The following is an 11,698-nucleotide window of genomic DNA, read 5'->3' as shown; positions in this document are numbered from 1 at the left end:
GAAAGCCATCATGACAGAACAACAAACCGTCTATCAGGAAGTCTCAGCCCTGCTGGTTAAGCTGTTTGAAATCGATCCGCAGGACATCAAACCTGAAGCGCGCCTGTACGAAGATCTGGAACTGGACAGCATCGACGCCGTTGACATGATTGTGCACCTGCAAAAGAAAACCGGTAAGAAAATCAAGCCGGAAGAGTTTAAAGCAGTGCGCACAGTTCAGGATGTCGTAGAGGCTGTAGAACGCCTGCTACAAGAAGCCTGATCTGATGTCGGGCATTCGCTCGCTACCGATGATTAAGCTGCTGACTGGATTATTGCTGCTCGCCTGGCCGTTTGTGATTTGGTTTGGCCTGGCGCATAACGGCCTGCACTGGTTGTTGCCGCTAATAGCGTTGCTGCTTTTGTTGCGCCTGCGCCAGACCCGTCGCCGGGCGGGGCCGCTACAAGCCGTCACACAAATCGTCGCTGTCGTGGGCATCGCATTGTGTGTCGCCAGCTTTCTGTTGAAAACGCACCAGCTACTGCTGTTTTACCCGGTAGTGGTTAACGCGATCATGCTGGCGGTTTTTGGCGGTTCGCTGTGGTCGACAATGCCGATAGTTGAGCGGCTGGCACGTTTGCAGGAGCCAGACCTCCCGGAAAAGGGCGTGCGCTATACCCGCCGTGTCACGCAAATCTGGTGCGGCTTTTTCATCATTAACGGCGGAATTGCCCTCTTTACCGCGCTTTATGGCGATATGTCGTTATGGACCGCCTGGAACGGCATGATTGCTTATTTGTTGATGGGAACGTTAATGGCAGGTGAATGGCTGGTGCGCCGTCAGGTGATAAAAAGAGATCGCTCATGAAGCAGACCTTACCGCTTGCACGCTGGCTGACTGCGCCACGCCCTGATGACACGCCCATTGCGTGGCTGGACGAAAGCTCGTGGACACTGGGCGATTTGCGTCACGATGTCGCGCAACTTATCTGCCGCTTGCAGCAACAGCCGGGTGAACGCTGGGCGCTGTGCTTTGAGAACAGCTATCTATTTATCGTTGCCCTGCTCGCCACGCTACACGCCGGAAAAACGCCGGTGCTTCCGGGGCATAACCGTGTCATCCAGCTTAATGAGCAACGTGAACTGTTCGATGGTGTACTTAGCGACAGCGAACTTAACTGGCAAGGTTCATTGCTGTTGGTAGCAAGTTCCCCACAAGTCGCGACACAATCATTCACCTTTGCCGCTATAGCGCCAGACGCTTATATCGAGCTGTTTACCTCCGGTTCTACGGGGCAGCCAAAGCGGGTAATTAAGCCTGTTCATTTGCTGGACCGTGAAGCAGAACTGCTGGCTGAACGATTAGGCGCACGTCTTGCCGGATGTCGTGTCGTCGGTTCCGTTTTGCCGCAGCATTTGTACGGCCTGACTTTTCGCGTTTTCCTGCCAATGGCGCTGGGATTACCGCTGCACGCCGCCATGCTCTGGTATGTCGAACAGTTTGCCGCATTGAGTCACCAGCATCGCTATATCTTCATCAGCAGCCCGGCATTTTTGAAGCGTCTGGATGCTCAGCTATCCCCGCCGCCTGTTCAGGTGCTTCTCTCTGCTGGCGGTGAGCTGCCGTGGCAGGACGTACAATATACCGAGAGCTGGCTGCGCGTCTGGCCTGATGAAATCTTCGGCAGCACGGAAACCGGCGTCATTGCCTGGCGTTACCGCGAACAAGAGCAACGCCGCTGGCGGCCCTTTCCAGGTATGCACTTCCAGGTCGAAGGTGAAGCATTTCGCCTCTTTTCACCGCTGATAGCGGAAGATAACGGCCTGTTGCTCGACGATCTCTTGCAGTTTAGCCAGGACGGTCAGTTCCATCTGATGGGGCGTCGTGGGCGCATCGTTAAGATTGAAGAAAAACGTATTTCACTCCAGGAAGTAGAACAACGTCTGCTGGCGCTGGACGGCATTCGCGAGGCGGCGGCAGTTCCCGTTACGCGCGGCGGGCGTCAGAGCATCGGCGTTTTGCTGGTGCTGGATGACGAAGCTCATCTGCAATGGCAGAACGGCGGCGGGCATAGCCAGGAAATGACCTGGCGGCGATTACTGCGTCCGACCCTGGAGCCAGTTGCTATTCCGCGTTACTGGCGCGTTATTGATGAAATGCCAGTAAACAGTATGAACAAGCGTGTCTATGCGCAATTACAGGAGTTATTTCATGAAGCCCCATGAAATCGAGCGCCATCAGGCACAAGCGAATCACCTTGAAATTGTTCTGCATCTCAGGGCGGATCTGTTCTGGTTTCGCGGTCATTTTGCCGTGCAGCCGTTACTTCCAGGAGTTGCACAAATCGACTGGGCGATGAGCTACGCGCTTGCCCTGCTCGCGCCTGGCTGGCGTTTTCACTCTATTCAGAACATCAAATTCCAGTCCCCGTTGCTGCCGGAAAACCGCGTCACGCTCACGCTTAACTGGCAGGAAGAACGCCAGATTCTGAGCTTTAGCTATCAGCGTCACGACGGTGACGCCCGCCACACCGCCAGTAGCGGGAAGATCCGCCTATGTCGGTAAACTTTTCTCCCTGTGTGTTGATCCCCTGCTACAACCACGGTGCGATGATGCCGGGCGTGCTGGCGCGTCTTAAGCCATTTAATCTGCCCTGTATTGTGGTGGATGACGGCAGCGATGCCGCCACGCAACAGCAACTGGATAATCTGGTTGCCGAACAGCCTGGCGTGACCTTAATTCGCCTGGCAGAAAACGCAGGCAAAGGCGCGGCGGTAATGCGCGGCTTACAGGCGGCGGCAGACGCGGGCTTCAGCCATGCGGTACAGGTGGATGCTGACGGTCAGCACGCGATTGAAGACATCCCTAAACTGCTGGCACTCGCTGAACAGCAGCCTGCGGCGCTGATCTCCGGCCAGCCGATTTACGATGACTCCATCCCCCGCTCACGGCTGTACGGGCGCTGGGTCACCCACGTCTGGGTATGGATCGAAACGCTCTCCCTGCAACTGAAAGACAGCATGTGCGGCTTTCGCGTTTATCCGGTTGCGCCAACGCTGCAACTGGCAAAATACGCCACCATCGGCAAGCGGATGGATTTCGACACTGAAGTGATGGTGCGCCTCTACTGGCAGGGAAACACCAGCTATTTCGTGCCGACCCGCGTCACCTATCCACTGGACGGGCTTTCGCATTTTGATGCCCTGAAAGATAACGTCCGTATCTCGCTCATGCACACACGTCTGTTTTTCGGCATGTTGCCGCGTATTCCTTCACTGCTGATGCGCAGCTCTTCCAGCCACTGGGCGCGGCAGAGCGAAGTGAAAGGATTATGGGGAATGCGCCTGATGCTGCTGGTCTGGCGTCTGCTGGGAAGAACGGCGTTTACCGCGCTGCTTTACCCGGTGGTGGGCGTCTACTGGCTCACCGCTGCTCGTGCGCGTAAAGCGTCGCAAGCCTGGCTCGCCCGTGTGCGCCAACAACAACCACAGGCAGCAAAAATCAACAGCTATCAGCACTTTCTACGTTTCGGCAACGCCATGCTCGACAAAATCGCCAGCTGGCGCGGCGAGCTGCAACTCGGGCGTGATGTGCTGTTTGCACCAGGCGCAGAAGCGGCACTTAACGTCAGCGATCCGCGCGGCAAATTGCTGCTGGCCTCGCATCTTGGCGATGTGGAAGTGTGCCGGGCGCTGGCAAAAATTCAGGGCTACAAAACCATTAACGCGCTGGTGTTTAGCGAAAACGCCCAACGCTTTAAACAGATAATGCAGGAGATGGCCCCGCAGGCAGGCATCAACCTGCTCCCGGTGACGGATATCGGCCCAGAAACCGCCATCCTGCTCAAAGAGAAGCTGGATAACGGCGAATGGGTGGCGATTGTCGGTGACCGCATCGCCGTCAACCCGCAACGCGGCGGCGACTGGCGAGTCTGCTGGAGTCCGTTTATGGGCCAGCCTGCGCCCTTCCCGCAGGGGCCGTTTATTCTTGCGTCTATTTTGCGCTGCCCGGTGAATCTGATTTTCGCGCTGCGCCAGCACGGCAAGCTGCATATTCACTGCGAAACCTTTGCCGACCCGCTGCTGTTGCCGCGTGGCGAACGCCAGCAGGCGCTGCAAAACGCTATCGATCATTACGCCGCGCGTCTGGAATATTACGCGCTCCAGTCCCCCCTCGACTGGTTTAATTTTTTCGATTTCTGGCAACTGCCGGAAGTCCAGGACAAGGAGTAAAGGGTGCTTAACGATCCCCGATTTACCGCTGAAGTCGAGCTGACCATTCCCTTTCACGACGTCGATATGATGGGCGTGGCCTGGCACGGTAACTATTTTCGCTACTTTGAAGTGGCCCGCGAGGCGCTGCTCAACCAGTTCAATTACGGCTATCGGCAGATGAAAGAGTCCGGTTATTTGTGGCCAGTGGTCGATGCGAGGGTGAAATATCGCCACGCCCTCACCTTTGAGCAACGCATCCGCGTGCGTGCGCATATCGAAGAGTTCGAAAACCGTCTGCGGATTGGCTATCAGATTTTCGATGCCGAAACGGGAAAACGCGCCACCACCGGATACACCATTCAGGTCGCGGTCGACGAGCAAAGCCGCGAACTGTGCTTTGTCAGCCCCGATATTCTGTTTGAACGCATGGGAGTCAAACCATGAAATTTTTACCGCTGCTGGCGCTGCTGATTAGCCCGTTTGTGAGCGCCCTGAACCTGGACGATCTTCAGCAACGCTTTACCGAACAGCCAGTGATCCGCGCCCATTTCGATCAAACCCGGACGATTAAAGATCTGCCGCAGCCGCTACGATCTCAGGGCCAGATGTTGATCGCCCGCGACCAGGGGCTGTTGTGGGATCAAACCTCACCATTTCCCATGCAACTATTGCTGGACGATAAACGCATGGTGCAGGTGATCAACGGTCAGCCGCCGCAAATCATCACGGCAGAAAATAACCCGCAGATGTTCCAGTTTAACCACCTGCTGCGCGCGCTGTTCCAGGCCGATCGCAAAGTGCTGGAACAAAACTTCCGCGTTGAATTTGCTGACAAAGGCGAAGGCCGCTGGACACTGCGCCTGACGCCGACCACCACGCCGCTGGATAAAATTTTCAACACCATCGATCTCGCCGGGCAAACCTATCTGGAGAGCATTCAGCTTAATGATAAACAGGGCGATCGCACCGATATCGCTCTTACCCAACATCAACTGACGCCAGCGCAACTGACCGATGACGAACGCCAACGTTTTGCCGCCCAGTAAACGCCCGGCGCTGTTATGGGGGATCGTCTGCCTGGTCATGGCGGCGGCGTTGCTGATCCTGTTGCCGCAATCACGACTGAACAGTAGCGTACTGGCTATGTTACCCAAACAGGCGATGGGCGATATTCCCCCAGCGCTGAATGACGGCTTTATGCAGCGTCTGGACCGCCAACTGGTGTGGCTGGTCAGCCCCGGTAAAGAGGCTAATCCCAGGGTCGCTCAGGAGTGGCTGACGCTGCTGCAAAAATCCGCTGCGCTCGGCGACGTTAAAGGGCCAATGGATGTCGCCAGCCAGCAGGCGTGGGGAGCGTTTTTCTGGCAGCATCGCAACGGTCTGATTGACCCCGACACCCGCGCGCGCCTGCAAAACGGCGGCGAAGCGCAGGCGCAGTGGATCCTCTCCCAGCTTTATTCTGCGTTCTCCGGGGTAAGCGGTAAGGAGCTGCAAAACGATCCGCTGATGTTAATGCGTGGCTCGCAGCTGGCGATGGCGAAAAACGGCCAGCGTTTGCGGCTGATGGACGGCTGGCTGGTGACGCAGGATCCCCAGGGCAACTACTGGTATCTGCTGCACGGCGAACTGGCGGGATCGTCGTTTGATATGCAGCAAACCCACCAGCTCATCACGACCCTGAATACGCTGGAAAAGGATCTGAAAACGCGTTACCCGCAGGCTCAGTTGCTCTCACGCGGCACGGTGTTTTACAGCGATTACGCCAGCCAACAGGCGAAGCAGGATATCTCCACCCTGGGCGTGGCAACGCTGCTGGGGGTGATATTGCTGATTGTGGCGGTGTTCCGCTCTTTGCGCCCGTTGCTGCTGTGTGTGATTTCCATCGGCATCGGCGCGCTGGCGGGAACGGTCGCCACCTTGTTGATTTTCGGCGAATTACACCTGATGACGCTGGTGATGAGCATGAGCGTTATCGGCATTTCCGCTGACTACACGCTCTATTACCTCACCGAGCGGATGGTGCACGGCAATGACGTTTCGCCGTGGCAAAGCCTGGCGAAAGTGCGCAATGCCCTGCTGCTGGCGCTGCTCACCACCGTGGCGGCGTATCTGATTATGATGCTCGCCCCCTTCCCCGGCATTCGCCAGATGGCGATTTTTGCCGCCGTCGGGTTGAGCGCCTCCTGTCTGACCGTCCTGTTCTGGCATCCGTGGCTGTGCCGTGGCCTGCCGGTGCGTCCGGTTCCAGCGATGGCGCTGATGCTGCGCTGGCTGGCAGCGTGGCGGCGTAATAAAAAACTGTCGCGGGGTCTGCCCGTCGCGCTGGCGCTGTTTTCGCTGGCGGGGATGTCAATGCTGTGCGTCGATGACGATATCTCGCAGTTACAGGCGCTACCGCAGCATATTCTGGCGCAGGAGAAAGCCATCACCGCCCTGACCGGACAAAGCGTCGATCAAAAATGGTTTGTGGTTTACGGCGATTCGTCACAGCAAACCTTGGGACGGCTGGAGACATTTACCACCTCGCTGGAGAAAGCGAAAAAAGACGGCCTTATCAGCAACTACCGCACCATTCCGCTGAACTCCCTGGCGCGGCAGGAGGAAGATTTAGACCTGCTGAAAACGGCTGCCCCGACGGTAACAAAAGCACTGCAAAATGCCGGGCTGACGGCGGTGAACCCGGATCTTAACGCCATGCCAGTGAAGGTTGATGAATGGCTGGCAAGCCCCGCCAGTGAAGGCTGGCGTCTGCTGTGGCTGACGCTGGAAAATGGCGCAAGCGGCGTGCTGGTGCCGGTTGAAGGGGTTAAAAATAGCGCGGCGCTACAGGAAATCTCCAGCTATTACCCTTGTGGCATTGCCTGGGTTGATCGCAAAAACACCTTTGATGAATTGTTCGCACTTTACCGTTATGTGTTAACCGGCTTGTTGCTGGTGGCGCTGGCAGTAATTGCCTGCGGCGCAGTGGCCCGCCTCGGCTGGCGCAAAGGGTTTATCAGCCTGGTGCCTTCGGTGCTTTCACTGGGCTGCGGTCTGGCGGTGCTGGCGATGAGCGGGCAGGCGGTGAATCTCTTTTCGCTGCTGGCGCTGGTACTGGTGCTTGGCATCGGCATCAACTACACGCTGTTTTTCAGTAATCCGCGCGGCACACCATTAACTTCGCTACTGGCGATCACGCTGGCAATGCTCACCACCTTGCTGACGCTGGGAATGCTGGTATTCAGCGCCACCCAGGCCATCAGCAGTTTTGGCATTGTGCTGGTGAGCGGTATTTTCACCGCCTTCCTGCTTTCGCCGCTGGCCATGCCCGATAAAAAGAGAACAAAAAAATGATCAAACCCACATTCTGGCGAGCGTTCGCCCTGACCGCTACGCTTATCCTCACCGGCTGTAGCCACTCGCAACCAGAACAGGAAGGCCGCCCGCAAGCGTGGTTGCAACCTGGCACGCGCATCACGCTGCCTGCGCCGGGGATTTCACCCGCCGTCAATTCCCAGCAACTGTTGACCGGCAGCTTCAACGGCAAAACCCAGTCGCTGCTAGTGATGCTTAACGCCGACGACCAGAAAATCACCCTTGCCGGACTGTCGTCGGTCGGCATTCGCCTGTTTCTGGTGACCTACGATGCGCAAGGGCTACGCGCCGAGCAATCGATCGTCGTCCCACAGTTACCGCCCGCAAGTCAGGTACTGGCTGACGTGATGCTCAGCCACTGGCCGATTAGCGCCTGGCAGCCGCAACTTCCCACTGGCTGGACACTTCGCGACAACGGTGACAAACGCGAGCTGCGTAACGCCAGCGGCAAGCTGGTCACGGAAATCACCTATTTGAATCGCAAGGGCAAACGCGTGCCAATCAGCATTGAGCAGCATGTCTTTAAATACCACATCACCATTCAATACTTAGGTGACTGATATGATTTATATTTCCGCCGTCGGCATGATCAACGCCCTGGGAAATAACCTTGATGAGATCGCAGCCAACCTGACTCGCGGTGTCGCTCCCGGCATGCGTCCGCGCGCAGGCTGGTTGCAGGGGCATCCGCAGGCGGTCCTGGCTGGCGTGGATGGCGAGCTTCCGCTTATCCCGGAAAAATTCGCTGCGCACCGCTCGCGCAACAATCAGATCCTGCTGGCGGCGCTGGCGCAGATCCAGCCGCAAGTTGATGACGCTATCGCGAAATATGGTCGCGAGCGCATCGCGATTGTACTTGGCACCAGCACCTCCGGCCTGCATGAAGGCGACACGCACGTTAACCTGCGCACCCACGGACAGCCGAGCACCACGTGGCACTATGCACAACAAGAGCTCGGCGATCCGTCGCGTTTTCTCAGCCACTGGCTGGCGCTCGACGGCCCGGCTTATACCCTTTCAACCGCCTGCTCCTCCAGTGCCAGAGCGATGATCAGCGGGCGCAGGCTTATCGAAGCGGGGCTGGTCGATGCCGCCATTGTGGGTGGCGCAGATACTCTGAGCCGGATGCCGATTAACGGTTTTCACAGCCTCGAATCGCTCTCGCCCACCTTATGTCAGCCGTTTGGTCGTGACCGCGCAGGTATCACCATTGGCGAAGGGGCGGGACTGATGTTATTAACCCGTGAACCGCAGCCCATCGCGTTACTGGGCGTTGGTGAATCGAGCGACGCTTACCATATTTCGGCCCCGCATCCGCAGGGCGAAGGGGCGATCCGCGCCATTAACCAGGCGCTGACCGATGCGCAGCTTACGCCAGATGACGTCGGCTATATCAACCTGCACGGTACCGCCACACAACTCAACGACCAGATTGAATCGATGGTGGTTAACGCCCTGTTTGGCGAACGCGTACCTTGCAGTTCCACCAAACATTTGACCGGACACACGCTGGGCGCGGCGGGCATTACCGAGGCGGCAATCAGCATGTTGATTTTACAGCGTGATTTACCGCTGCTCGCTCAGGACTTCAGCCTGTCGCCGCGCGATCCCACGCTGCCACCGTGCGGCATTATCGAACAACCACAGCCGCTGGCACGTCCGGTGATCCTGTCCAATTCCTTCGCCTTTGGCGGCAATAACGCCAGCATTCTGCTCGGGAGGGTTTCGTGAGCCACTATTTATCCCCCGGCGCTTATCTGCCCCACGACGCGCCCATGTTACTGCTGGAAGACGTGGTGAGCGTCAGCGATGACAGCGCGGTGTGCCGCGTGGCGGTTTCGCCCAGTGGCGTACTGGCACCGTTTCTCGACCCGGACGGCAATCTCCCTGGCTGGTTTGCCCTTGAACTAATGGCGCAAACCGTCGGCGTCTGGTCTGGCTGGCATCGTCACCAGCAGGGCAAAAACAGTATTGAGTTAGGGATGGTTCTGGGCGCGCGTGAATTGCTTTGCACCGCTGGCATTCTGCCCGCAGGCCAGACGCTGACTATTACCGTCAAACTGCTGATGCAAGACGATCGCTTCGGCAGTTTTGAGTGCAGCATCAACGACGGCGAGGCGACGGGCCGCATTAACACCTTCCAGCCGACCGCGGAAGAACTTACCACCCTGTTTCAACAAGGAGCGTCCTGATGAGTCGTTCAGTTCTGGTTACTGGTGCCAGCAAAGGCATTGGTCGCGCCATCGCCTGCCAACTGGCGGCAGACGGCTTTAACATTGGCGTTCACTATCACCGTGACGCCGCAGGCGCTCAGGAAACGCTGAATGCCATTGTCGCTAACGGTGGTAACGGGCGTTTGCTCAGTTTCGACGTCGCAAACCGCGAACAGTGTCGGGAAGTGCTGGAGCACGAGATCGCGCAACACGGTGCCTGGTACGGCGTGGTTAGTAACGCCGGGATCGCCCGCGATGCCGCTTTTCCGGCTTTAAGCGATGACGACTGGGATGCGGTGATCCACACCAACCTTGACAGTTTCTACAACGTCATTCAGCCGTGCATTATGCCGATGATCGGCGCACGCCAGGGTGGACGCATCATCACGCTGTCCTCGGTTTCCGGCGTGATGGGCAATCGCGGACAGGTGAACTACAGCGCTGCCAAAGCCGGAATTATCGGCGCAACAAAAGCACTGGCTATCGAACTCGCGAAGCGCAAAATCACCGTCAACTGCATCGCGCCGGGGCTTATTGATACCGGGATGATCGAAATGGAAGAGAGCGCTCTGAAAGAGGCAATGTCGATGATCCCCATGAAACGTATGGGCCAGGCGGAAGAAGTTGCCGGGCTTGCCAGTTATTTAATGTCTGATATTGCGGGATACGTCACCCGCCAGGTTATTTCCATCAACGGAGGGATGTTATGACACGTCGCGTAGTGATTACAGGAATGGGCGGCGTGACTGCCTTTGGTGAAAACTGGCAGGACGTTTCTGCACGCTTACTGGCGTATGAAAATGCGGTGCGCAAAATGCCGGAGTGGCAGGTCTACGATGGTCTGCACACCCTGCTTGGCGCGCCTGTTGATGATTTCACGCTACCGGAGCACTACACCCGCAAGCGTATCCGTGCGATGGGCCGCGTGTCGCAAATGTCGACCCGTGCCAGCGAGCTGGCGTTAGAGCAGGCAGGGTTGATTGGCGATCCGATATTAACCAGCGGCGAAACGGGCATTGCGTACGGTTCATCGACCGGCAGTACCGGTCCGGTGAGCGAATTTGCCACCATGCTGACGGAAAAGCACACCAATAACATCACTGGCACCACCTATGTGCAGATGATGCCGCACACTACCGCCGTTAATACTGGCCTCTTTTTCGGCCTGCGCGGGCGGGTGATCCCGACCTCCAGCGCCTGTACCTCCGGCAGCCAGGCGATCGGTTATGCGTGGGAAGCCATTCGCCACGGTTATCAAACGGTGATGGTTGCTGGTGGTGCCGAAGAGTTATGCCCTTCAGAAGCAGCGGTATTTGATACGCTTTTCGCCACCAGCCAGCACAATGATGCGCCGAAAACCACACCTTCACCGTTCGATGAAAACCGCGACGGGCTGGTGATTGGTGAAGGCGCAGGTACGCTGATTCTCGAAGAACTGGAGCACGCCAAAGCGCGCGGCGCGACCATTTACGGTGAAATTGTCGGCTTTGCGACTAACTGCGACGCGGCACATATTACCCAGCCTCAGCGTGAGACCATGCAATATTGTATGGAAAAATCGTTAAAAATCGCCGGGTTAAGCGCACAAGATATCGGCTATATTTCGGCGCATGGTACGGCGACCGATCGTGGTGATATGGCAGAAAGTCTGGCGACAGCAACCATTTACGGTGATAATGTGCCGCTCTCCTCGCTGAAAAGTTATTTTGGTCATACGCTTGGTGCCTGTGGCGCGCTCGAAGCCTGGATGAGTCTGCAAATGATGCGCGAAGGTTGGTTTGCGCCTACGCTAAACCTGAATAAACCAGACCCGAATTGTGGCGCGCTGGATTACATCATGCATGAAGCCCGCAAAGTTGATTGTGAGTTTTTGCAGAGTAACAACTTTGCCTTTGGCGGCATTAATACATCCATCATCATTAAACGTTGGCCCTGA

At 57.1% G+C, this 11,698-nt stretch carries 13 protein-coding genes; all 13 read left to right on the top strand.

The genetic code is table 11. The features are described 5' to 3' along the window. The first annotated feature begins 10 nt into the window (after positions 1-10). The 13 genes from ACJHX3_RS12205 to ACJHX3_RS12145 are packed head-to-tail and all read left to right on the top strand — an operon-like array spanning position 11 to position 11,698. The gene (locus tag ACJHX3_RS12205) at positions 11-262 is read left to right on the top strand and encodes an acyl carrier protein (protein ID WP_000139646.1); all 252 of its coding nucleotides are present in this window, start codon (positions 11-13) and stop codon (positions 260-262) included. Positions 263-266: 4 nt separating this feature from the next. Further along, entirely contained in the window at positions 267-848 is a 582-nt protein-coding gene (locus ACJHX3_RS12200; RefSeq protein ID WP_000014367.1) for a hypothetical protein, read from the top strand. Continuing rightward, the gene (locus ACJHX3_RS12195) at positions 845-2,206 is read left to right on the top strand and encodes an AMP-binding protein (protein ID WP_000815049.1); all 1,362 of its coding nucleotides are present in this window, start codon (positions 845-847) and stop codon (positions 2,204-2,206) included. Before ACJHX3_RS12200 ends, ACJHX3_RS12195 begins: the two co-directional genes overlap by 4 nt. Further along, positions 2,193-2,546: a 3-hydroxyacyl-ACP dehydratase FabZ family protein gene (locus ACJHX3_RS12190; RefSeq protein WP_001366713.1), complete on the top strand. Its 354-nt coding sequence runs from the start codon at positions 2,193-2,195 to the stop codon at positions 2,544-2,546. The genes ACJHX3_RS12195 and ACJHX3_RS12190 overlap by 14 nt, the downstream gene beginning before the upstream one ends. Beyond that, the gene (locus ACJHX3_RS12185; RefSeq protein ID WP_094308221.1) at positions 2,537-4,213 is read left to right on the top strand and encodes a glycosyltransferase family 2 protein; all 1,677 of its coding nucleotides are present in this window, start codon (positions 2,537-2,539) and stop codon (positions 4,211-4,213) included. The genes ACJHX3_RS12190 and ACJHX3_RS12185 overlap by 10 nt, the downstream gene beginning before the upstream one ends. Positions 4,214-4,216: 3 nt before the next feature. Then, a complete protein-coding gene (locus tag ACJHX3_RS12180; protein WP_000930891.1) occupies positions 4,217-4,639 on the top strand; it encodes an acyl-CoA thioesterase in 423 nt (140 codons plus the stop codon). After that, on the top strand, positions 4,636-5,241 hold the full coding sequence (locus tag ACJHX3_RS12175) for a LolA family protein (RefSeq protein ID WP_000670558.1): 606 nt from the start codon (positions 4,636-4,638) through the stop codon (positions 5,239-5,241). Before ACJHX3_RS12180 ends, ACJHX3_RS12175 begins: the two co-directional genes overlap by 4 nt. Continuing rightward, positions 5,210-7,528, top strand: a complete 2,319-nt coding sequence (locus ACJHX3_RS12170; protein WP_094322047.1) for an MMPL family transporter — start codon at positions 5,210-5,212, stop codon at positions 7,526-7,528. The genes ACJHX3_RS12175 and ACJHX3_RS12170 overlap by 32 nt, the downstream gene beginning before the upstream one ends. Next, a complete protein-coding gene (locus tag ACJHX3_RS12165; protein WP_000595149.1) occupies positions 7,525-8,109 on the top strand; it encodes a DUF3261 domain-containing protein in 585 nt (194 codons plus the stop codon). Before ACJHX3_RS12170 ends, ACJHX3_RS12165 begins: the two co-directional genes overlap by 4 nt. A gap of 1 nt (position 8,110) precedes the next feature. Further along, positions 8,111-9,280 carry a beta-ketoacyl-[acyl-carrier-protein] synthase family protein gene (locus ACJHX3_RS12160; RefSeq protein ID WP_094308219.1) on the top strand — a complete coding sequence of 390 codons (1,170 nt, stop codon included), beginning with the start codon at positions 8,111-8,113 and terminating at the stop codon, positions 9,278-9,280. Next, positions 9,277-9,741 (top strand): 3-hydroxy-fatty acyl-ACP dehydratase, encoded by a 465-nt coding sequence (locus tag ACJHX3_RS12155; protein WP_094322046.1) that lies wholly within the window; start codon positions 9,277-9,279, stop codon positions 9,739-9,741. The genes ACJHX3_RS12160 and ACJHX3_RS12155 overlap by 4 nt, the downstream gene beginning before the upstream one ends. Further along, the gene (locus ACJHX3_RS12150) at positions 9,741-10,472 is read left to right on the top strand and encodes a 3-ketoacyl-ACP reductase FabG2 (protein WP_000091660.1); all 732 of its coding nucleotides are present in this window, start codon (positions 9,741-9,743) and stop codon (positions 10,470-10,472) included. The genes ACJHX3_RS12155 and ACJHX3_RS12150 overlap by 1 nt, the downstream gene beginning before the upstream one ends. Continuing rightward, positions 10,469-11,698: a beta-ketoacyl-ACP synthase gene (locus ACJHX3_RS12145; protein ID WP_024044112.1), complete on the top strand. Its 1,230-nt coding sequence runs from the start codon at positions 10,469-10,471 to the stop codon at positions 11,696-11,698. Before ACJHX3_RS12150 ends, ACJHX3_RS12145 begins: the two co-directional genes overlap by 4 nt.

It is taken from the genome of Escherichia sp. WS1265 (assembly GCF_046487585.1).
Classification (GTDB): Bacteria; Pseudomonadota; Gammaproteobacteria; order Enterobacterales; family Enterobacteriaceae; genus Escherichia; species Escherichia coli.
Note: the sequence above shows the minus strand (reverse complement) of the source record. Positions and strands in the feature narration are given on the sequence as shown.

Bases quoted from the DNA above. Each gene is read 5' to 3' on its own strand.
- ACJHX3_RS12190 (WP_001366713.1), top strand. From the start codon at position 2,193: ATGAAGCCCCATGAAATCGAGCGCCATCAGGCACAAGCGAATCACCTT.
- ACJHX3_RS12200 (WP_000014367.1), top strand. From the start codon at position 267: ATGTCGGGCATTCGCTCGCTACCGATGATTAAGCTGCTGACTGGATTA.
- ACJHX3_RS12185 (WP_094308221.1), top strand. From the start codon at position 2,537: ATGTCGGTAAACTTTTCTCCCTGTGTGTTGATCCCCTGCTACAACCAC.
- ACJHX3_RS12170 (WP_094322047.1), top strand. From the start codon at position 5,210: ATGACGAACGCCAACGTTTTGCCGCCCAGTAAACGCCCGGCGCTGTTA.
- ACJHX3_RS12205 (WP_000139646.1), top strand. From the start codon at position 11: ATGACAGAACAACAAACCGTCTATCAGGAAGTCTCAGCCCTGCTGGTT.
- ACJHX3_RS12195 (WP_000815049.1), top strand. From the start codon at position 845: ATGAAGCAGACCTTACCGCTTGCACGCTGGCTGACTGCGCCACGCCCT.
- ACJHX3_RS12150 (WP_000091660.1), top strand. From the start codon at position 9,741: ATGAGTCGTTCAGTTCTGGTTACTGGTGCCAGCAAAGGCATTGGTCGC.
- ACJHX3_RS12175 (WP_000670558.1), top strand. From the start codon at position 4,636: ATGAAATTTTTACCGCTGCTGGCGCTGCTGATTAGCCCGTTTGTGAGC.
- ACJHX3_RS12165 (WP_000595149.1), top strand. From the start codon at position 7,525: ATGATCAAACCCACATTCTGGCGAGCGTTCGCCCTGACCGCTACGCTT.
- ACJHX3_RS12160 (WP_094308219.1), top strand. From the start codon at position 8,111: ATGATTTATATTTCCGCCGTCGGCATGATCAACGCCCTGGGAAATAAC.
- ACJHX3_RS12145 (WP_024044112.1), top strand. From the start codon at position 10,469: ATGACACGTCGCGTAGTGATTACAGGAATGGGCGGCGTGACTGCCTTT.